28 protein-coding genes and 1 tRNA gene are annotated in these 18,905 nt (G+C 48.2%); 28 read left to right on the top strand and 1 reads right to left on the bottom strand.

Going from position 1 to position 18,905, the window contains the following annotated elements; translation table 11 throughout:
• Positions 1-32 precede the first annotated feature (32 nt).
• The 8 genes from MKX74_RS20910 to MKX74_RS20875 all read left to right on the top strand — a co-directional run bounded on the left by MKX74_RS20910 (position 33) and on the right by MKX74_RS20875 (position 4,655).
• The gene (locus MKX74_RS20910) at positions 33-434 is read left to right on the top strand and encodes a hypothetical protein (protein WP_341179718.1); all 402 of its coding nucleotides are present in this window, start codon (positions 33-35) and stop codon (positions 432-434) included.
• Complete coding sequence (locus tag MKX74_RS20905; protein ID WP_341179717.1) at positions 431-844, top strand: hypothetical protein; 414 nt, start codon at positions 431-433, stop codon at positions 842-844. The genes MKX74_RS20910 and MKX74_RS20905 overlap by 4 nt, the downstream gene beginning before the upstream one ends.
• Positions 845-876: 32 nt before the next feature.
• On the top strand, positions 877-1,878 hold the full coding sequence (locus MKX74_RS20900; RefSeq protein ID WP_341179716.1) for a hypothetical protein: 1,002 nt from the start codon (positions 877-879) through the stop codon (positions 1,876-1,878).
• Positions 1,879-1,994: 116 nt separating this feature from the next.
• On the top strand, positions 1,995-2,264 hold the full coding sequence (locus tag MKX74_RS20895; RefSeq protein ID WP_133570040.1) for a hypothetical protein: 270 nt from the start codon (positions 1,995-1,997) through the stop codon (positions 2,262-2,264).
• A 16-nt stretch (positions 2,265-2,280) separates the two neighbouring features.
• The gene (locus MKX74_RS20890) at positions 2,281-2,451 is read left to right on the top strand and encodes a hypothetical protein (protein WP_341179715.1); all 171 of its coding nucleotides are present in this window, start codon (positions 2,281-2,283) and stop codon (positions 2,449-2,451) included.
• A gap of 43 nt (positions 2,452-2,494) precedes the next feature.
• The gene (locus tag MKX74_RS20885) at positions 2,495-3,715 is read left to right on the top strand and encodes a DNA-methyltransferase (RefSeq protein WP_341179714.1); all 1,221 of its coding nucleotides are present in this window, start codon (positions 2,495-2,497) and stop codon (positions 3,713-3,715) included.
• Between the two features lie 44 nt (positions 3,716-3,759).
• Positions 3,760-3,915 carry a hypothetical protein gene (locus MKX74_RS20880; protein WP_341179713.1) on the top strand — a complete coding sequence of 52 codons (156 nt, stop codon included), beginning with the start codon at positions 3,760-3,762 and terminating at the stop codon, positions 3,913-3,915.
• A gap of 359 nt (positions 3,916-4,274) precedes the next feature.
• The gene (locus tag MKX74_RS20875) at positions 4,275-4,655 is read left to right on the top strand and encodes a hypothetical protein (RefSeq protein ID WP_341179712.1); all 381 of its coding nucleotides are present in this window, start codon (positions 4,275-4,277) and stop codon (positions 4,653-4,655) included.
• 107 nt (positions 4,656-4,762) lie between these two features.
• Here MKX74_RS20875 and MKX74_RS20870 read toward each other — a convergent pair whose 3' ends face one another.
• Entirely contained in the window at positions 4,763-5,860 is a 1,098-nt protein-coding gene (locus MKX74_RS20870) for a DUF4062 domain-containing protein (RefSeq protein WP_341179711.1), read from the bottom strand.
• Between the two features lie 551 nt (positions 5,861-6,411).
• On the opposite strand from MKX74_RS20870, the gene MKX74_RS20865 reads away from it, so the two are divergent.
• From MKX74_RS20865 to MKX74_RS20770, 20 genes are all read left to right on the top strand, one after another.
• Entirely contained in the window at positions 6,412-6,777 is a 366-nt protein-coding gene (locus MKX74_RS20865; protein ID WP_341179710.1) for a hypothetical protein, read from the top strand.
• 39 nt (positions 6,778-6,816) lie between these two features.
• Positions 6,817-6,892, top strand: a tRNA-Pro gene (locus tag MKX74_RS20860).
• A 113-nt stretch (positions 6,893-7,005) separates the two neighbouring features.
• Positions 7,006-7,638 (top strand): copper amine oxidase N-terminal domain-containing protein, encoded by a 633-nt coding sequence (locus MKX74_RS20855; RefSeq protein WP_341179709.1) that lies wholly within the window; start codon positions 7,006-7,008, stop codon positions 7,636-7,638.
• A 101-nt stretch (positions 7,639-7,739) separates the two neighbouring features.
• Positions 7,740-8,243, top strand: coding sequence for a terminase small subunit (locus MKX74_RS20850; RefSeq protein ID WP_341180626.1), 504 nt, complete (start codon positions 7,740-7,742; stop codon positions 8,241-8,243).
• Complete coding sequence (locus MKX74_RS20845) at positions 8,240-9,481, top strand: PBSX family phage terminase large subunit (RefSeq protein WP_341179708.1); 1,242 nt, start codon at positions 8,240-8,242, stop codon at positions 9,479-9,481. Before MKX74_RS20850 ends, MKX74_RS20845 begins: the two co-directional genes overlap by 4 nt.
• Before the next feature lie 15 nt (positions 9,482-9,496).
• Entirely contained in the window at positions 9,497-10,933 is a 1,437-nt protein-coding gene (locus MKX74_RS20840) for a phage portal protein (protein WP_341179707.1), read from the top strand.
• Positions 10,930-12,666: a minor capsid protein gene (locus MKX74_RS20835; RefSeq protein ID WP_341179706.1), complete on the top strand. Its 1,737-nt coding sequence runs from the start codon at positions 10,930-10,932 to the stop codon at positions 12,664-12,666. The genes MKX74_RS20840 and MKX74_RS20835 overlap by 4 nt, the downstream gene beginning before the upstream one ends.
• A complete protein-coding gene (locus tag MKX74_RS20830) occupies positions 12,663-12,824 on the top strand; it encodes a hypothetical protein (RefSeq protein WP_341179705.1) in 162 nt (53 codons plus the stop codon). The genes MKX74_RS20835 and MKX74_RS20830 overlap by 4 nt, the downstream gene beginning before the upstream one ends.
• Before the next feature lie 51 nt (positions 12,825-12,875).
• Positions 12,876-13,154, top strand: coding sequence for a hypothetical protein (locus tag MKX74_RS20825; protein ID WP_341179704.1), 279 nt, complete (start codon positions 12,876-12,878; stop codon positions 13,152-13,154).
• Positions 13,151-13,354 carry a hypothetical protein gene (locus MKX74_RS20820; RefSeq protein ID WP_341179703.1) on the top strand — a complete coding sequence of 68 codons (204 nt, stop codon included), beginning with the start codon at positions 13,151-13,153 and terminating at the stop codon, positions 13,352-13,354. Before MKX74_RS20825 ends, MKX74_RS20820 begins: the two co-directional genes overlap by 4 nt.
• A gap of 111 nt (positions 13,355-13,465) precedes the next feature.
• The gene (locus MKX74_RS20815; protein WP_341179702.1) at positions 13,466-14,089 is read left to right on the top strand and encodes a phage scaffolding protein; all 624 of its coding nucleotides are present in this window, start codon (positions 13,466-13,468) and stop codon (positions 14,087-14,089) included.
• A 15-nt stretch (positions 14,090-14,104) separates the two neighbouring features.
• Positions 14,105-14,425: a hypothetical protein gene (locus MKX74_RS20810; RefSeq protein WP_341179701.1), complete on the top strand. Its 321-nt coding sequence runs from the start codon at positions 14,105-14,107 to the stop codon at positions 14,423-14,425.
• 26 nt (positions 14,426-14,451) lie between these two features.
• Positions 14,452-15,471, top strand: coding sequence for a major capsid protein (locus MKX74_RS20805; RefSeq protein ID WP_341179700.1), 1,020 nt, complete (start codon positions 14,452-14,454; stop codon positions 15,469-15,471).
• Between the two features lie 14 nt (positions 15,472-15,485).
• Positions 15,486-15,767 (top strand): hypothetical protein, encoded by a 282-nt coding sequence (locus MKX74_RS20800; protein ID WP_133569330.1) that lies wholly within the window; start codon positions 15,486-15,488, stop codon positions 15,765-15,767.
• Between the two features lie 10 nt (positions 15,768-15,777).
• Positions 15,778-16,149 (top strand): hypothetical protein, encoded by a 372-nt coding sequence (locus MKX74_RS20795; RefSeq protein WP_133569331.1) that lies wholly within the window; start codon positions 15,778-15,780, stop codon positions 16,147-16,149.
• A complete protein-coding gene (locus tag MKX74_RS20790; protein ID WP_133569332.1) occupies positions 16,146-16,520 on the top strand; it encodes an ABC transporter ATP-binding protein in 375 nt (124 codons plus the stop codon). The genes MKX74_RS20795 and MKX74_RS20790 overlap by 4 nt, the downstream gene beginning before the upstream one ends.
• Positions 16,520-16,957: an HK97 gp10 family phage protein gene (locus MKX74_RS20785; RefSeq protein WP_341179699.1), complete on the top strand. Its 438-nt coding sequence runs from the start codon at positions 16,520-16,522 to the stop codon at positions 16,955-16,957. Before MKX74_RS20790 ends, MKX74_RS20785 begins: the two co-directional genes overlap by 1 nt.
• Positions 16,958-16,961: 4 nt before the next feature.
• On the top strand, positions 16,962-17,387 hold the full coding sequence (locus MKX74_RS20780) for a phage tail terminator family protein (protein WP_341179698.1): 426 nt from the start codon (positions 16,962-16,964) through the stop codon (positions 17,385-17,387).
• On the top strand, positions 17,384-17,581 hold the full coding sequence (locus MKX74_RS20775) for a hypothetical protein (protein ID WP_341179697.1): 198 nt from the start codon (positions 17,384-17,386) through the stop codon (positions 17,579-17,581). Before MKX74_RS20780 ends, MKX74_RS20775 begins: the two co-directional genes overlap by 4 nt.
• Positions 17,581-18,900 (top strand): phage tail sheath family protein, encoded by a 1,320-nt coding sequence (locus tag MKX74_RS20770; RefSeq protein WP_341179696.1) that lies wholly within the window; start codon positions 17,581-17,583, stop codon positions 18,898-18,900. The genes MKX74_RS20775 and MKX74_RS20770 overlap by 1 nt, the downstream gene beginning before the upstream one ends.
• The last annotated feature ends 5 nt before the right edge of the window (positions 18,901-18,905 follow it).

The following is an 18,905-nucleotide window of genomic DNA, read 5'->3' as shown; positions in this document are numbered from 1 at the left end:
GTTAAAAATTTTGCAAACAGGGGTCCGTGATTATGGACATTGGCGAGATCAAGCAATACATCATTGATATTCAGCGATACAGGGACACAGCGGCGTCATTTACTGATGATTCGCCGGGTGCTCTTATCCGAAAAATAGAGCTTTTCACCAAAGCACTAATGCTTATAGGCCGCGTGTCTTCTTGGATGGATGGAGAATACAAGCGTAAATACGCAGCGCGTAAACAAGCCTATGCAATGGCAAAAGTAGCGGCTCCAAAGGGCGAAAAGGAGACGAAACCCGAGCTGGACATCATTAAACATCGTGAGGAAGAGACAACGGCATTTGAGCGGAAGCAGCTTTGGAGGAATGAATTCGAATCACTAAAGGAGCACATCCATGAACTCAGGCTCCGTCTGAGAGTGGACATGCATATAGGGGATGGTGGCGAATGATCTACGGTTTTAACCCTGCTCCCAAGCCAGCTCATAAGCGCAATCGGAAGAAGAAGGGAAATCACACGGCCATAACCGCTGCTGTGAGGGAGGAAGTGGATCGGCGCGCATCCGAACATTTGGGATATCTGACATGTGAGCGGTGCGGCCGGAGCCGTCCTGCTATGTGGTTTGAAAAAGCCCACCTAATCAACGCTAGCCAATATGGAAGCGGATCAGAGCCTTGGAACATAGCGAATCTTTGCGGCCCAAGGAGTGAAACAGGAACATGTCATCAATGGGTGGATGACACAGCAGCCGGGCGAGATTGGAAGCTGCAGAAAAGGAATGAACTTATTCAGTATTATTTCCACGGACGCAAACTGGACATGTGGGGTACGTCCAGCGGACATCCAGCGGACGTCCATTAAAAAAACGCGTTGCCGGGAGGGAGGTCACAGATTTGGCATGGATTGAAAGTCACCAAGGCACTGATAGGCATCCTAAAACACGTAAGCTTTGCCGCAAACTGGGGATCTCTACCCCGGCAGCTGTCGGTCACTTGCACATGTTTTGGTGGTGGGCAATGGACTTTGCTCAGGATGGTGACATAAGCAAATACGGGCCCGATGACATTGCAGATGCAGTGGAATGGCCTGGAGAGTCAGAACAACTTTTTGATGCTCTTATAGACGTAGGATTCATAGACAAAACCGAGACGGGGCACGCGATTCACGACTGGTATGCATATGCTGGACGGTTGATAGACACCCGAAAAAAGGATGCTGCTAGAAAGAAGAAGTCACGTGATGAAATGAGGGCGGCTGCTCAAAAGTCCGAAGGAAGTCCAGCGGACATCCAAAGGACAGGTGAAGGACGGCGGTCGGAGTCCACCCGTGACCTTAACCCTAACCTAAACCATAACCAATATAAAGATAAAGAGTTATGTCCCGAATCGCCTCCGGCAGTTCAGGACGTTCCCCCTCCATCAAGTGATGATGATAAAGGGAAAAAGGAACTCAAATACGGACCAGACAACACGTACTACAAGATGGCACTTTACTTCAAGGGGAAAATTGATGAAATGGCGGCAAGGGAAGGCTTGGAGCATCTAACCAAGCGAACCAACCTCCAGAAATGGTCGGATGACTTCCGTAAGCTGGTGGAGCTTGACAAGCAGTCTGACAAAGACCTTTTACGTGAGGTAATGGATTGGGTTGTGACGAATGACTTCTGGCGCATCAATGTAATGAGTGCAGATAAGTTCAGGGACAAGTTCCCTAAGCTTGTCATGGAGATGCGGAAGGCCAAGCGTCCAGGTAAGGGCAAGGGGAACACGGGCAGCAGCGGCAAGCAGCCAATAGAGATTGTGCAGGTTCAGCCTGCAGACCAGCATGAGGCATCAGAAGAAGAACTACAGAAGCTGCTGGAGCTGGCAGAGCAAATGAAAGCAGGCACGCCATGATAGTAGTTTGCTTGGAGTGTGCTGCAGACATGATCGAGACAGATCAAGACAAGTATAAATGTCCCCTGTGCGGATTTGGGGCAGAGCAACTAGTGATAGATGGGAGGCAAGAGAGTATGCCAGATGTTCGCGGATGGCTGACGGCAGCGGAGGCCAAGGCAACAGGAAAACCCGTATACGTGCCTGATGAGTCGGGGAATAGCGGGACATGGAACAATGGTCCAATGCCGACCGGAGGGCTGCTACTTGGTCATACAAGATGCTTACAGCTCCTTTGCCCGGTAAAGCCCGGAGAGCAGCCAGCCGCATACATGTATGTAGCCAGGGCAGCGGCTCCGTATCGGTACGCACCTTTCTACTTCCGGACGAAAGATGAAATCAAATGAATTGGAGGTCATAGTGGTGGGAACATCCATACCAAGACGCGAGAACGAACTAAGTGGACCGGGGCAGGGCGAAGTGATTTCATACCGGATGAAATCGGAGGAAGCAGCCAGGATCATCGGCAAGCCTATACCGAGAGACCATAGCAAGCCTATTGAGTTAGTGAGAAAGGGCAAATCCAAGAGATAAAGGAGGGAGACAGCATAACCCCCTCCAGAAAGGACGGATACAGATGATACTACACGGCAACTGCATCGAGGTTATGCCAACGTTGGCGGCAGGATCATTTAATACCTGCGTGACCTTGCCGCCGTATTGGGGCCTACGTGATTACGGACTAGAGCCCTCCTATTGGCCGGAGGTAACATACACGCCTATGCCGGGACTGCTGCCCATAACGGTGCCAGAGTGGACCGGGTGTCTAGGGCTGGAGCCTACGCCGGAAATGTTTGTAGCTCATATGGTCCTGGTATTCAGGGGAGTGTGGCGGCTGCTGCGGAATGACGGTACGGCGTGGGTCAACTTCGGGGATAGTTACGCCAGCTCCGGTACAAAACGTGACGAAGGGCTTAATGAGCGCTGGCATGGCAAGCATTACCTATCAGACAAGCAGGCCGAATCTGATAGACAGCGACCGAAACGCAGCCAGCCTGCAGCATTGAAGCCAAAGGACCTCATAGGGATACCGTGGCGAGTAGCGTTTGCGCTCCAAGGAGACGGCTGGTATCTCCGCATGGATAACATATGGGCCAAGCCTAACCCCATGCCTGAGAGCGTAGGAGACAGGACGACAAAGGCCCATGAGTATGTGTTTTTGCTCAGTAAGTCCGAGCGGTACTACTACGACAAGGATGCAATCAAAGAGCATATGGCGGAATCAAGCATTGCTCGGCTGTCTCAGGATATCGAGGGACAGCGTGGCAGTGATCGGGCGAACGGCGGAGCTAAGACAAACGGACGCATGAAGGCGGTAGGCAAGTCATACAGTTTTGCCCGGAAAGTCAACGAGGGAGATGTTCCTGGACAGCCCAAGCAGCACAGGGAGGACAGGAAGGACAGGAAGTATTACGGGTCCCGGAATAAGCGGTCAGTGTGGCAGATTGATGACCCCCTTTCTGTTTGGAGATGGTTGTATCACCGATTGGGTGACGAAGCGTATGTTCTTTTCGCGGATTACATGTCAGAGCGGAATGAAAAGAGCTCAGTCTGGACAGTGGCCACAGCACAATTCAGCGAAGCTCACTTTGCTGTAATGCCTAAAAAAATAGCCGAGATTGGAATATTGGCAGGAGCTCCGGTGGGTGGATATGTATTTGACCCATTCGGGGGATCCGGAACGACACTTGAGGTTGCTTTAGAAAATAACCGAGAATGCACAATTATCGAGATGGGCAGTCAGTACGTAGATATAGCGCAGTGCAGGACAGCTATTGTGCAACCAACGCTGCTTTAGAGGGGATATAACACATCCACTACCACACAAAGGAGCGATGAAGCGTGAGCAAAGATATCAAGTTCTGGCGTTACTATTTCCCATCAATTGACGGCGTGGAGGGATGGGGCATCATCACAATTGATTCAACGGGGGTTTTCTCGGCGGTGACGGGCGGCAAGCCGTTTTTGATGACGATGACGATAACTACTCAGGATTGAGGCTTAATAGCTCTTACCTTATAACTAGGAGATATTTTATGGAGTATAAAAGAGAAGGGATTGAAAGGGCGGACAAGTTAGTTTCCAACATATCGTTCTGTATCATCACTCGCTCCACTATATTGACTACTATAGTGACTATCCTAGTGATTTGCGGGGTGATCTTGTTTGAAGGTTTCAGCAATTAAGGTTGGGAAGGAATATGTGCTCGGCAGAGGTAGAGTTAGGAGAGTTGAAGATATCCGGGACGGGAAAGTATACTGGACAACCGCTAAGGGATCAAGTGGGGAATGCAAAATCCTTACATTTGCTAATAATGCTTTGGCCCAAGCGGTCCAGAAGTGAAAAAGGGGGCTACAATGCAAATGGAACTGTTCCCGAGAGCAAACAAATCAGATATGCATGCTACCCGTATTCTCTTGAACCGATACGCACGCATGAGGAAAGCGGCGGATATCCTCGGCAATCGGGCTGATCTAACCGAGAAAGAAAAGCTGGTCCTTGACGAATACCGACAGAAGGCGGATGCCGTTGAAATGGCTGTTAAGATGATAATGGATGATAACGTCCGGCGGGTAATTGAATTTCGGTTTATCCGTGGAAATGCCCGTTGGGGAACAGTTAGCCGCTTCAGTGAGATAACAGACCGATCGGTCGATAGACGAATCACGCGCGGTGTTGAGTCGATAGCCGAGACTCTTAAGTTAATAGGTATATTAAATAAAAATAATTATTTGTAGCTGAGTTCGTAGATGCAGAGAAAAATAAAAAAACAAGAAACCACTTAATGAAGTGGTTTCTGTAAGATGTAACTTTTTTAATTGTTAAGCATTGTGGTTAAATTCATCTATTCTATGGAAGATGCTTTACTTGGTTTCCTTCTTCTTTTTTGTGGTGCAGTTGCCTTAGCGACCTTGATTATGTCTGAAGAATCTGTTTCTTCTTTACCCGAGGAGGCTTCTGATTCTGTTTTTTCCTTATTTATTTTATATAGTTCAATTTCCTTTAGAAAATCAAAACCAAGTTTCGACGTCTGGATTTTTTCATATTTAGCACCTGCAACTTTGACTTTCTCTATGAGATTGAATGTCATCAGCTGAGGGGCAAGGTGGTAGTATAGGTACCTATCAATATCTCTCATGCCTATCTGATTAGTGATTCCCGTGGCATAGTTATCTTTATATGAATAAAAGAGAACAAGAATATTATAGTTTTTTCCACCTTGGCTTCCCTCAGTTGAAAATTCTTTTGGGTAAAGTATTTCTATTTTTCTAAGTGTGTCTCGTAACTGTAAAAAAGTTAATCCATCGTAAGTTTTAATTTTTTGTTTTTGTGTTAACTGCTTTTGGAGTTCACTTATTTCTTGTTTTAATTTGGAGTTTTCAGTAGTCAGTGCAACTGTTTCTTTGGCGACCTCTAATACGTCAGGAAGTTCACTCCCTCGTACCCATCCCATCAAGTCATCACGCAAAAGATATTCACTCATTTTCTGAAAAATCGCTAGCTCAATATCTCTCTCATCACTGAAAATTTTACAAATTCTTCCCATGACTTCTTTTCTAAATTCTCGATATAACTGGGGATTATCTTTTTCCATCATATTAGTGCCTTCATTCCGAACTTTATCCTCTAATGCCTGTTCCGATATAACCACTGCAAATCTTGGTTTCTCTACTTCTCCCGCGTATTGATACTCCCAATGAGTATAACTTTTCCCCGATGAGGGATCTATTGAACCATATCTTCCACCAAGAATAAGTAAATAAACATCTGACTCATCAATCCATTTTTTGATGATTTCTTTTTGAGTTTCATCACCCGCAGAAAACAACTCCATTCCAGCTGGTATATGACCAGATGTCAATATGGATTGGACTGCTGATTGCCTCTCTTTCTTCAAATCTTCAAAAGTAGAAGAGACAAAAACTTGCAGTTTCCTTCTCATAACAAAGCCTCCTGAATATATTATGTACTAGCAGCTTATCATAAACTCCAACAATTTCCTCTATAATTCTTCAAAATTTGCGTCTGTGCTATGTCTGTATAGCGTCTGCATGACGTCTGTAGTTCACCCTTACAGTAGGAACATAGGGAATAAAACTTCCCGGGTGTTCCTACTGCCCCTTATCGCTGTAGGACTCGTCTACGTCGAATCAGTGTTGAAGCTTGTCACGGAACAGAGCGTGAGAGCGGAGCTGTAGCACATGTTGCATCAGTTGCGGCGGCGTGGAAGCGGGGTACAGAGGTAAGATAACTCTGGGGTCGCTCCTCCCGGGCGGCACACAAATACGGGAACTCAATTGCTAGGAAATTTCATGATGTATAGGTGAGTCCTCCATTTGCGGAGGGCTCTTTTTGCTGTATGCAGTGTAATGATATTAAACTCTACACATCTACAAATTAAAAAAATGTAACTATTTTTCAAGGTAAATATTGTATTATTAGCATAACATTTGATGATTACTTAAAAATAAACTATTTTGGAGGCGCCTATTTATGAAGAAGGCAATCGTAGTATGCAGTATATCCGCCGCACTACTGTCAAGTGTATCCCTACCTACAACTTCATCCGCGAATCCTGCTGATCCTATTAACCAGAAAGCAACCGGGGCTATCTCAACAAATGATATTTCGTGGACAGTTAAGTTAAGAGTAGGAGAGACATACCAGTTGCCGTACTATAGCGGAACCAAGTATTATCCGTTCCCAAATGGAGGAAAACCATATTTCAGTGTAAGTAGCACAGGACTTGTGACAATATTAGAAAGACCATCCCCAGCGGAATGGAAACCTATTGGCGCTGTTGGGATTGTGGTAAATGGGAGAGATTTAGGTGAGATCAGCATTATAATTATAGATTAGCAATCAACAAAGCATCCTTCGGGGTGCTTTTTATATTGCACAGGTGTAGGGAAGTTTGGCCGTTCCCACTGCCCTTGGAAGGCAGAGACCGCAGGTTCAAATCCTGATGCCGGTATTATTCATAACCTTAAGTCTTAGCCGCTTCCTAGTGAGGCGGTTATTTTATTTGCAGGAAGATTATCCCTCATATAGAATATAATCAATACTTGTGTAAGGGGGAGATCTGAGATGAAGAAAATATCATTTGTAACGCTTATTGTAATAATGGTGTTTGCCATAATGCCTGTGTCGGCATCTGCATTTATGGGGAAAAGAGATGTTGTGGTAGACGGTTTCGCTTTATCTGGAGGGGCAATTAATAAGAATAGTACTACTTTTGTCCCGTTTCGAGAATTATTTACTGAATTAGGGCTAACAGTAGGGTATGATTCGAAGAGCAAAAAAGTAACAGGCACTAAGGGGGGACTTCATGTAACTTTCACTATAGGGAGCAAAAAAACAAACATAAACGGAGTAGATAAAATACTTCAAGTTGCACCATTCAGTTCAAACGGAAAGGTTTATGTACCCTTACGTGTCGTATCGGAAGCGACAGACAGTACAGTTGTATATCTAAAGGACATAGACGTTGTGCTGGTAAACAGCCCATCTTTTGAGGGGACGAACTTTAGCTCTCAAAGAGGATCGTTAGTGATCACCAAAGAAGGGGAATTAGCTAAAACTAATTATTTAGTACTGATAGATTTTCTCAGTTTCTCAAAGGAAGAAGAGATAGTTTTTGAAAAAGATATCTCAAATGGGAATGCCAGTGACTATAAAGTAACATTGACACCAGACGCGGTATTTGAATTAGCGGATTAAAGAGGTGCTATGAGAGTCAAAGATAAAGACAGAAAATGATCTAAATTCAAGCCACTCAATTGAGTGGCTCTTTATATTCTCTAGAAAGGAGCTGATCTGTGATGGCATTGACGGCCAAACAGCAGAAATTTGCAGATGAATACCTGATAGACCTCAATGCCACACAGGCGGCTATCAGGGCAGGCTATAGCCCTAAGACAGCGGCTGAGATAGGTTGCGAGAATCTAACAAAACCTAATATTCGCGCATATATAGACGAACGTATGGCCGTATTATCCCGAAGAACAGGCGTCAACCAAGAAAGGATTATCCGCGAACTGGCCCGTGTTGCTTTTCTGGATCCTACGAAGTTGGTCGATATGGACAGTGCGGCGCTGAAGGAAGACACCAGCGATGATGACCGTGCAGCTATAGCTTCAGTCAAAGTGAAGACGATGAAGGGCGACGTTGACATGGTCGAGCGCGAGGTGAAGTTTGCCGATAAGCTGAAGGCGCTGGAGCTGCTTGGCAAGCGCTTCGGTATGTGGATTGATAAGCAGCAGATAGACGTTCAGGGGGCCGTCCAGATCGTGGATGATATTCCGAAGGGGCCTAACAGCTCATGACTGCGCTCAGTTCGCTGATAGCACCAAGCTTCTACGGCGTGCACCATGCGCTGAAGGAGGACCAGTACACTCACTATTGGCTTAAGGGTGGCCGGGGTAGCACAAAATCGTCCTTTATCAGCCTGGAAATCATCCTGGGAATCATGAGGGATCCGAACGCGAATGGCGTAGCCTTACGCAAGGTCAAAGAGAACCTACGTGAGAGTGTCTATGAGCAGCTGCTATGGGCCATTGAAGCACTAGGGGTATCCCATCTTTGGCATGACAGTGTCAGCCCTATGAGTCTGACGTATACACCCACAGGGCAAAAGATCATATTCCGGGGTGCCGATAAGCCTAAAAAGGTGAAGTCAAGTAAGCTGCGTCACGGATACATCAAGTATGTTTGGTATGAAGAGGTAGACGAGTTTGACGGCATGGAAGCTGTTCGGACTATCAATCAGACGTTTCTACGCGGCGGCGAGACATTCACCGTATTCTACAGTTATAATCCACCGCAAAGTCAGCGAAACTGGGTGAATGCTGAGGTAACAGAACAGCGTTCGGATCGACTGGTACACCATAGCACCTATGAGACTGTTCCTCGGCAATGGCTGGGTGAACAGTTTTTTGTTGAGGCTGAGCATCTGAAGAGTACCAAGTTCGCCAAATATGAGCATGAATATCTGGGCAAAGTGACGGGGACCGGCGGGGAGATATTCACGAATCTCACATTCAGGGAGATCACTGACGAAGAGATCCGTATCTTTGACCAGATTCGTCGCGGTGTTGACTTTGGCTTTGCGAAGGACCCCGCACATTACGGGACTATGCATTATGACAAGACCCGCCAGCGGCTGTATATCTTCCACGAACTGCATAAGATGCAGCTAAGCAATCGGACTCTAGCTGATCACATCAAGTCAGAGAACCCGAATAATGGGATGGTGACTGCTGATTCTGCTGAGCCAAAGTCCATTTCTGAAATCAAAGGGTATGGCGTTCGGATTAAAGGGGCCAAGAAGGGTCCCGATTCCGTGGAGTACGGCATTAAGTTCCTGCAGGATCTGATTGAGATTATCATTGACCCGGTACGCTGCCCGAACACCAAGCGGGAATTCTACGGGTACGAGTTGGAGCCTGACGGCAATGGTGGCTTCAAGGCAGGCTACCCAGACAAGGACAATCACAGTATTGATATGACGCGTTATGCACTGGAGGACGACATGTCAAGAGGCGGCGTGTCCTTCAGAAAATAGGAGAGGAGGAAGCACATGAGCACACTACAGGAGATTCTGGATAACCTGGATGCCAATGCACCGATGTCATTGCAGGAGATCATCCGGGAGGAAGTAAGTACCTGGATGGCGTCCGATGAACGCAATCGGATGCTGGAAGGCAAGCGGTACTACCGTGTTAAGAATGACATCCTGGATCGCCGACGTCAGACAATTGGCGATGATGGCCGTCTGATGGATGTGCATAATCTGGCCGATAATCGGATTCCACACGGATTCGTCCGTAAGCTGGTTGATCAGAAGACCGGCTATCTGTTGGCTAGGCCGTTCGTAGTTAAGACGGAGGACAAGGCATACCAGAATGAGCTGGATAGCTATTTTGGCAAGAGCTTCAGACGTATGTTGAAGAATATCGGCAAGGACGCTATTAACTGTGGGATAGGCTGGCTGCAGGTCTACTACGATGAGGCAGGAGAACTGTCGTTTATGAGGCTGCCGCCAGAGGAGTGTATACCGATCTGGCGGGACGCAGCTCATACGGAGCTAGCAGCGTTCATTCGTGTATATGAGGTCGAGACCTATGTAGTCAAGACGAAGCGAGTGATACGCCGCATACAGTGGTGGGACATGGACGGCATGAAGCTATTCGAAGAAGACGGGCAGCTGAAGCTGATCGAAGAGACGGCCCACTTTTCCTATGTAGAGGGTGAAGAGGTCAAGCCGATGACCTGGGATCGCCTTCCGTTCATTTGTTGGAAATACAATGACGAAGAGCAACCGCTGCTGGATTTGATTAAGCAGCAGGTGAATGACTATGACCGTAGGAAGTCGGATAACTCGAATAACTTGGAGGATCTTCCGAACAGCACCTATGTGGTCAGTAACTTTAGTGGTACTGGTGCCGGTGAATTCCGGAAGAATATCGCGCTGTATCGTGTAGCATTTGTGGACGGTGAGGGTGATGTCAAGACCATCTCGCTGCAGATTGACACTGAAGCCTACAAGAACCATATGGACGAGCTCCGGCAGAATATCTATGAATTCGGCAGAGGTGTGGATACCCAGCGCCAGGAGATCGGCAACGCGTCCGGCATAGCGTTGAAATTCCTGTATGCCGACTTGGACATGGACATGAATGACATGGAAGCCGAATTCCAGGCTGCACTGGAGCAGCTTTTGTGGTTTATTGATACGCATATTGCAAACAGCGACGGTGCTGACTATTCCGACAAAGAGGTCGGGTTCATTTTTAATCGCGACATCGTCATTAACGAAACCGAGGCAGTCACGAACGCTAAGAATAGCGTTGGTGTCATCAGTAATCGAACCATAGTGGCCAACCATCCATGGACGACGAATACGGATGATGAGCTCAAGCAGATCGAGGCTGAGAAGGTAACTGCTGCAGAGGCATTTGCTTCATATGGGGGCATGCCACCCAGCGAACCTGTAAAGAGCGGTGACGATGAATGAAGTCGGAGGAATACTGGTCCAAGCGGATGGAATCGCTCAACGAGGCTGAGCTGAAGAAGGGCGAGGAGTACATTAAGGCACAGAATGCTGAGTATGACAAGGCTATGGCTCGGATCAAACGGGAAACAGAAGCCTGGTATGGGCGCCTTGCTAAGAATAATGATATCAGCATGGCCGAAGCTCGTAAACTTCTAACCGCGAATGAGCTGAAGGAATTCCACTGGAGCGTTGACGACTATATAAAAGCTGGTCGAGAAAATGCCATAGATCAGCGCTGGCTGAAGGAATTGGAGAATGCCAGTGCCAAGGTGCACATTTCCCGTCTGGAGGAGTTGCAGACCAAGATCAAGCAAGAGGTTGAGCTGCTGACAGCTCGTCAAGTAAAGGGTACGACTGCCGTCCTCAGTGATATATACGAGGATGGGTATTACAGAGGTATTTATGAGGTACAGCGTGGAACAGGAAAGGGTATTCCCTTCGCACAGTTGGACGTCAAGCAGCTAGACAAGGTGTTGTCCAAGCCGTGGACCCCAGACGGACGTAACTTTTCGGCTCGAATATGGGGTGATAGGGATAAGCTACTAGCAGAGCTAGAGACAACGCTGACGCAGAACCTGATCCGAGGTGAGCAGTCTGATAGTGCAATCTCAGCATTTGCTGATCGCATGGGCGTAAGTAAGCGTAATGCAGAGCGGCTGATACTGACGGAGGCTGCTTATTTCAGCGGTCAATCCCGTATGGATGGTTATAAGACCCAAGGAGTCAAAAGTTATAGATTCGTGGCAACGCTGGACAGTCGAACATCTGATAAATGCCAAAGTATGGACGGTCAAGTTATACCGATCAGCGAGGCCAAGCCAGGCACTAACTATCCCCCGCTGCATGCGTATTGCCGATCTACGACAATACCTGAATTCGATGATGACGAGGAAGAGGCTGAGGAACAGCTCCAGGAGCGTGCAGCACGGGGGACTGATGGTAAGACCTATAGAGTGCCTGCTAACATCTCCTATAAGGAGTGGGCCGCTAGGCGTGTGCCTAAGACTGAAGCTCCTGAACGGCGTGTTCCGGTGAAGGATCCTGAATTCGCGGAAATTGTTATTCCTGGTACACCAGGCACTCCTATACCGCAGCGTCGAACTGATCAGCTGCCAGTGACTGTGCCAGAACCAATTTCACCGCCTGCAGTCAGAACGGTGACTCCACCAGAGCCCGATTTTGAAGAAATTGATATGCCTGCTTCACCGCAACAGGGAGTGCCAGTACCGCCGAAGCTCACACAGACTGAAGAGGCGGCAGTGAACCGCTATATTGGCGGTGAATCGTATACACTAAACGAGAAGCTGCGGGAAGGCAAAGCACTCAACAGTGATGAAATGCAGTGGGTTCAGCAGTTAGACAATGCGCTCAGCAAGGTTCCGCGATTCGTTGGTGATCTTACACGCTCTGTGTATTTGGCTTCATCAGCTGATATAGAGGAATTCATGCGGGACATTGCCCCTGGAGCCGTGATACAATATCCTCAGTATTTATCGACAACAGCAGGGGCCATGTATAACCCGCAAGCTCAGATCAACTACTACATTTTAGATGCAGCTATGGGTGCTGATCTGAGAACCTATAATCCTGGTGAGCTCGAGGTATTGTATGGTAGGGATTACCCCTTTGAGGTCGTCAGCATTGAGGTAATCGAAGGCACGTACCATATCCTACTAAGGGAGCTGAGGAAATGAGCAAGGATAAAACTTACACGGATCCACGTTGGAACGACCCAGCGAAGCCGAAGGTAATCGGTCATCGGGAAGTGTCTGATAAAGAGCAGAAGGAAGGCAGCGAACAATTACGAGAGCATCTGAAGAAAATCGGTGTTCTAAAAAATAACAGGGAATGAAGCACTCACGCAAATAGCGAGGGTGCTTTTTTATATCCAAAAGGAGGCATCATGTCACAACGATATGTGAAAAAGGTATACGTTGACGTAATCGAATTTACGAATACGCCTGATAATCACAAGGCAATCATTGACTTTGCTGGTCTGCCGATCAGTGTAGAGTACACCAGCGAGGGCATACAATTACGGGTCATCCGGGGTGCTTACAGTGTCTTGGTAGCAAAGCTTGGTGAATGCATCGTCAAAGAGAGTGACGGCACGCTGAAGATATGTACCCGCGAGGTATTAGAGGCCGAGTATGAACTGGTGGAGGAGGGTCAAACCAATTGATTAAAACAGTAACTACGACAGAGCGTTATGAGGATGGAAATCTGGTTGAGCGTGTTGTGGAAGAAACGATAGAGGACAAACCTGCTAATAGCACATCCTTTTATGTTAGCTTTTCGCTTCCTGATAATATTGATGTGACTCGGATATCCGAGCAGATCGTCCGCGCACTGGATGAAGTGGTTAAACCCAAAGGCAATTAGGAGTTCTGCCCTGTCGAACGGCATAAAACTAGGCGTACTCACAGCCGGAGTATAGCGGCTGGCTCCCGTAGCTGGAGAGCAGCTATAAAAATCTATGGAGGCTGATGATAAATGGATTGGTTACGTGAATTGTTGAAGAAACAAGGGTTGGATGATGCGAAGATCGACGCTATTGTTGGTGAAGCAGGCAAGGAGCTTCCGAAACACTTTGTTCCGAAGTCACAGTACAACGATGCGTCAGAGGCGAAGAAGCAGGCTGAGCAGGATCGTGATAAAGTATCCAGTCAGCTTGAGGAGCTGAAGAAATCTGCAGGCGACAATCAGGCGCTGAAGGATCAAATTACAAAGCTGCAAGGCGAGAACAAAACAGCAAAAGATGAGTACGACGCTAAGGTCAAGGACCTGCAACTGACTACAGCCATTAAACTGGCATTGACTGGCCAGGCTCACGACTTGGATATCGTTGCAGGGCTGCTGGATAAAACGAAGATCGAACTGGACGACACCGGAACCGTAAAAGGTGGGTTGGATGACCAGGTAAAAGCCCTGCGCGAAAGCAGAGGCTTTTTGTTTGTTCCAGAAGACGGTAATAAGCCAAGATTCAAGGGAGCCAAACCGCCAGAAGGTGGAGACCCAGGCGGCAACGGTGGAGAAGCAAGTACTGGTGCTGGTTTTGCACAAGCGGCAAATGAGAGCGGAAAAGCCCCCGCAGCCGCGCTAAATCCTTGGGGCTAAGGAAGGAGTATCTATATGCCATATGTGAAAAGAGAAATAGTAACGCAGGTTAATTTCTTGGCCAGCGCTGATTATACGGCGTTTACGTACCAGGTTGACGACACGGACGTAACGCCGGATACCAAGGGCCGGAAAATCGTGAAAGCAGGTACCGTATACCCAGCTAATGACGCTACGGCTATTGGCCTGCTGATGAACGATGTGGATGTTACGACAGGACCACAGCCGGGCTCTGTGCTTGTGGATGCATGGGTATTGGAGCAACGCTTGCCAGCAACGCCAGCTGCGGATGCCAAGACAGCCATGAAGGGCATCAAATTTAAAAAGGTCGTGTAATCGACTAAGAGGGAGGATATTCAACTATGAACGTATTGGAATTGTTTACACTGAAGGAGATTCTGAACTACCTGAAAAACAGACAGTACCCTGCACTCCTGGGAGAGACACTGTTCCCGGAGATCAAACGCCAATCCTTGGAGTTTGACGCTATTGTCGGTGCTAATCGCATCCCGGTAATTGCCAGCATTCACGCCTTTGATACTGAATCGGAAATTGGTAGCCGAGAAGCTGGCAAGATGGCTTTGGAGCTGGCGCTGATCAAGCGTAAGCTGCGTATGGGTGAGAAAGAAATTATCGCTCTGGAGAGCCCACGTAATGCGGCTGAACAGGAATATCTGATGAGTCAGGTATACAACGATATTGATGTGCTGATTGCTGGAGTGAGAGCACGTGTTGAAGCAATGCGTATGGAGGTGCTGGCAAACGGTACTGTGACGCTGGATGAGAATAACCTGTCTGCGACGATTGATTACGGCGTTCCTTCTGCCCACAAGCTGGTTCTGAGTGGCACGGACCTCTGGTCTGATCCGGCATCTGATCCTATTGAAATTCTTGCAGAGATGGCGGCAGCTCTGGACGAGAAGCCGACGCGTGCGCTCACCTCTACTAAGGTACTTAGTGCTGTGGTGAAGCATCCAAAGGTAGTGGGAGCCTTGTATGGGGTCAACGGCAGCAGCCGTATGGCCAGTCGTGCAGAACTGAACAGTTACCTACAACAGCTTGAACTGCCGCAGATCGCAGTCTACGATGGCAAGTACAAGAAGCAGGAAGCGAACGGCACGTACACCACTAAACGATACTTCCCTGAAAATAAGATTGCGCTGTTTGGTCCTGAGATGCTGGGTAATACGATCTACGGTCCAACGGCTGAAGAAGTTCGCCTGACTCGTGATCCTTCCATCCGGACGGAGACGATCGGTAATGTATTGGCGATGGTTTATGAGGAAGGCACCGACCCAGTGAGCACATACACCAAGGCCGTAGCAACTGCGTTACCAAGCTTCCCAGAGGCAGACAACGTCTTCCAGGCTCAAGTATTGTAAAGGGGTGATTGACTGTGAAGGTTGAGGTAAAGGGAATTCAGATACGTCACAACGGGACGCTCTACGAAAAGGGAGCGTCTTTTTCATTGCCATCAAACCAGTATGAGCGCATTAAAGCGCACGTTATTGTGCTGGATGAAGAAGACGAGCCCGCAGCAGATCCAGATAAGGACATTGACGAAATGACGGTGCCTGAGTTGAAGACGTATGCTGTAAGGCTGAACATTGATCTGGGCGACGCGTCTAAAAAGGACGATATCCTGGAGAAAATCAAGGAGGCCATTGCGGCCAAGTAAGGAGGCCGTTATGAAGCTTGATGAAGAGGTATTTGAGTTGATTCGACGCAGGCTGCAGCTCCTTCCAGACAATACGGGATTGGATAGCACCATAGAGATGTACATGGATGAGATTAAGCAGCGCATCACCAATTACACACGACAGCGGACGATTCCGGCAGGGCTCAAATATACCTGGGTGAACATGGTCATTGATCTGCTGAAGGTTCGTGATTTTGCTTTGCCAGAGGTGGCCGCTTTGCTGGGTGAAGGAGCTATCGAAACCAAGATAGGCGACACATCAGTGAAGCTGGGCAGCACGGGGAGCGTAGCAGTTGACGCAATAGTGACTGCCTATGCTCCTGAGTTACGCCGTTATCGGAGAATGGGGTGGCAGGGATGATTAACTATTCCCGATATCGCGCTGCACTGGAGCTCACATATGAGGATTCCTGCACAGTATACCATTACCAGAGTGCAAAGGATCCTATCAGCAAGGAAACCAAGCAGACGGCGGTCATGAAGTATGAGGCATTGCCTTGTCGGTTGTCTCAGACTGGACTGGGCAAAGACGGGCAGACGTTGGCCCAGAATGATATCCAGTATGACGGCAAGCTGTTCCTGAGTCCTGACGTATCCATACAGCAGGGTGACATGTTCTTAGTGACGCGGAAGGCGCGTCCCGATGAGCCTGTACGCTTCGTAGCTGGTGAGCCATTCCCTCCGTATCCAACGCATCAGGAAATTAACCTGACGCGCAAGGAGTGGGCTTAATGGCTGGCCTGGGTAGCTTTGACTTTTCCGAATTCAAGCAATTTGGTGCTGACCTCAAAGCTATGGAACGTGCTTGGCCACAGTTTCTGAGAGAGTGCACAGAGGAATTGGCTAATCGGTTACTAGCAAAGGCCGTACTGCGGACACCTGTCCGAGATGGTGAATTACGGCGAGGCTGGACCATTAGCCAGATCAATATGACGTCTGCAGGCGCCGAAATTGAGGTGTTTAATTCGGTGCTATACGCAGCCTATGTGGAGTATGGCCACAGGCAGACTATAGGCAGGTTCGTTCCCACAATCGGCAAGCGGCTAACGGTTGGGTGGGTTGAAGGTCAATTCATGCTGACTCTATCCACGGAGGATCTGGAGCGCGAGTTGCCAGTCATCGTAGAGCGTCGCCTGGAACGATTTATTACGAAACACCTGGGGAGGTGATGCGGTGGAAATCACATTTAATGCAGCGAGGTACGCTGTGCATGCTGCTCTGGATGCCGTATTCCCCGACATCCCTATATCGGGCGAGGAGATCAAGCAGGACCTTGATCCACCTCGCTTTTTTGTACGTCTGCTGGAGCCTGCACATACAAGGGAGTTGGGGCGGCGGCATCGTCGAGATCATCCGTTTGTGATCCGATATTTTGCTCCTGAGCGGAGCAATGAGGATATGTACGACATGGGCGAGCAGTTGACGAGTGCGCTGGCGTGGATCGACATCAACGGCAGGAAGTACCCAGGGAAGAATATTAATTTTCAGATTATTGATGAAGTGCTGCACTTCATGGTGACATATAGCCTGCTTGTAATGGAGCAGGTAACGATTGATCCGAAAATGCAGCATCTTGAACAGGAGGGAAGTCTGAAATGAGTGAGGTTAAGGCAGATAAGGCCGTTAGCGCCAAGAAGGAGACGGCATATAGCAAAACACAGCTGCTAGCATCTAAACGCTTTGAGCGGGTGGATAAAGACGTATTAGCAGCCATCCTGAATGATGATTCGAAATATACGGTCGCTGAAGCACGTAAGCTGCTGCAGGCGTTCCGAGCGAAGGAGGTTAGATAATGGCTGGAGGAACATGGGTTACACAGAATAAAAAGCTGCCAGGCGTGTATATCAACATCGAGACGGCACCGGCTCCGCTTGGTGCGCTTGGGGATCGGGGGATTGTGAGTTTACCGCTTGCTCTGAGCTGGGGACCATCCAAGCAACTGATTGCCATTGATGCCGGGGCTGATGTATCTGACGTGCTTGGATACGATATCACCGACCCTAAGCTGATCTTGATTAAAGAAGCCCTCAAGAACGCTCGGCGGGTGCTGCTGTACCGATTAAACACTGGAAGCAAGGCGACGGTAACCATCGGTGATCTGATCGTCACAGCCCTTTATGGTGGCGAGAGAGGGAACGACATCACTATCGTGATTGAAGCCAATGTGGATGATGACACGAAGTTTGATGTTGTTACGCTACTGGCTGGGTCTGAGGTAGACCGACAGACCGTTGCTGCAATCGGTGAGCTGGCCGCTAGCAATTGGGTAACCTTCAGCGGCACTGGAACTCTGACGGAAACTGCAGGGGCCCCGCTTGCAGGTGGTATTGATGGGACGATAGCCAATGGTGACCACACTGATTACCTGACAGCAATTGAGGTCCAAAACTTCAATACGATTGGGTTTACTCACACTGACCTTACGCTGAAATCGGTGTACGTAGCCTTTGCTGATCGCCTGAGGGATGCTGAAGGCAAGTACATTCAGGTCGTGCTGTCCGAGTACCCGAACGCTGACACAGAAGGCGTGATCAGTGTTAAAAACGGGGTCGTCCTTGCAGACGGCACAACACTGACAGCAGCACAGACTGTGGCATGGGTAGCAGGAGCTACAGCTGGGGCAAATGTCAATGAGTCACTGACATATAAGGCATATCAGGATGCTGCGGACGTCACAGTTCGATATACCCGGTCGCAGCTTGAAGCTGCTGTAGATGCGGGTGAGTTTGTATTTACGACTCGGCCAGACGGGACTGTTATTGTGCTATATGACATCAATACATTGACCAGCTTTACGCCGAAACGAGGCAAAATCTTGAGGAAAAATCGTGTTATTCGTGTTCTGGATGCAATCGGAAACGACTACCAGAGTATATTCGCTAAATATTACATTGGGAAAGTTACCAATAACGCGAATGGTAGAAATATCTACAAAAACGAGTGTGTCAATTACATGAATAATTTGCAAAATATCGAGGCTGTTCAAAACTTTGATCCGCAGACAGACATTACTGTTAGCCAAGGAGCTGACTCAGACGCTGTTTTAGTAGAGCAAGCCGTACAGCCAACAGACAGCGGTGAAAAATTCTACTTTAAAATCACCGTCAGATAAGGAAG

The sequence above is a fragment of the Paenibacillus sp. FSL K6-1230 genome (genome assembly GCF_038002385.1).
In the GTDB taxonomy this organism is placed as follows: Bacteria; Bacillota; Bacilli; order Paenibacillales; family Paenibacillaceae; genus Paenibacillus; species Paenibacillus massiliensis.
The sequence above is the reverse complement of the archived record's forward strand: the minus strand, read 5'-3'. Positions and strand labels throughout refer to the sequence as shown.

Bases quoted from the DNA above. Each gene is read 5' to 3' on its own strand.
- MKX74_RS20910 (WP_341179718.1), top strand. From the start codon at position 33: ATGGACATTGGCGAGATCAAGCAATACATCATTGATATTCAGCGATAC.
- MKX74_RS20830 (WP_341179705.1), top strand. From the start codon at position 12,663: ATGAGCAAGGATAAAACTTACACGGATCCACGTTGGAACGACCCAGCG.
- MKX74_RS20870 (WP_341179711.1), bottom strand. From the start codon at position 5,860: ATGAGAAGGAAACTGCAAGTTTTTGTCTCTTCTACTTTTGAAGATTTG.
- MKX74_RS20835 (WP_341179706.1), top strand. From the start codon at position 10,930: ATGAAGTCGGAGGAATACTGGTCCAAGCGGATGGAATCGCTCAACGAG.
- MKX74_RS20785 (WP_341179699.1), top strand. From the start codon at position 16,520: ATGGCTGGCCTGGGTAGCTTTGACTTTTCCGAATTCAAGCAATTTGGT.
- MKX74_RS20855 (WP_341179709.1), top strand. From the start codon at position 7,006: ATGAAGAAAATATCATTTGTAACGCTTATTGTAATAATGGTGTTTGCC.
- MKX74_RS20770 (WP_341179696.1), top strand. From the start codon at position 17,581: ATGGCTGGAGGAACATGGGTTACACAGAATAAAAAGCTGCCAGGCGTG.
- MKX74_RS20810 (WP_341179701.1), top strand. From the start codon at position 14,105: ATGCCATATGTGAAAAGAGAAATAGTAACGCAGGTTAATTTCTTGGCC.
- MKX74_RS20865 (WP_341179710.1), top strand. From the start codon at position 6,412: ATGAAGAAGGCAATCGTAGTATGCAGTATATCCGCCGCACTACTGTCA.
- MKX74_RS20840 (WP_341179707.1), top strand. From the start codon at position 9,497: ATGAGCACACTACAGGAGATTCTGGATAACCTGGATGCCAATGCACCG.
- MKX74_RS20845 (WP_341179708.1), top strand. From the start codon at position 8,240: ATGACTGCGCTCAGTTCGCTGATAGCACCAAGCTTCTACGGCGTGCAC.
- MKX74_RS20775 (WP_341179697.1), top strand. From the start codon at position 17,384: ATGAGTGAGGTTAAGGCAGATAAGGCCGTTAGCGCCAAGAAGGAGACG.
- MKX74_RS20815 (WP_341179702.1), top strand. From the start codon at position 13,466: ATGGATTGGTTACGTGAATTGTTGAAGAAACAAGGGTTGGATGATGCG.
- MKX74_RS20825 (WP_341179704.1), top strand. From the start codon at position 12,876: ATGTCACAACGATATGTGAAAAAGGTATACGTTGACGTAATCGAATTT.
- MKX74_RS20805 (WP_341179700.1), top strand. From the start codon at position 14,452: ATGAACGTATTGGAATTGTTTACACTGAAGGAGATTCTGAACTACCTG.
- MKX74_RS20790 (WP_133569332.1), top strand. From the start codon at position 16,146: ATGATTAACTATTCCCGATATCGCGCTGCACTGGAGCTCACATATGAG.
- MKX74_RS20875 (WP_341179712.1), top strand. From the start codon at position 4,275: ATGCAAATGGAACTGTTCCCGAGAGCAAACAAATCAGATATGCATGCT.
- MKX74_RS20795 (WP_133569331.1), top strand. From the start codon at position 15,778: ATGAAGCTTGATGAAGAGGTATTTGAGTTGATTCGACGCAGGCTGCAG.
- MKX74_RS20905 (WP_341179717.1), top strand. From the start codon at position 431: ATGATCTACGGTTTTAACCCTGCTCCCAAGCCAGCTCATAAGCGCAAT.
- MKX74_RS20885 (WP_341179714.1), top strand. From the start codon at position 2,495: ATGATACTACACGGCAACTGCATCGAGGTTATGCCAACGTTGGCGGCA.
- MKX74_RS20850 (WP_341180626.1), top strand. From the start codon at position 7,740: ATGGCATTGACGGCCAAACAGCAGAAATTTGCAGATGAATACCTGATA.
- MKX74_RS20895 (WP_133570040.1), top strand. From the start codon at position 1,995: ATGCCAGATGTTCGCGGATGGCTGACGGCAGCGGAGGCCAAGGCAACA.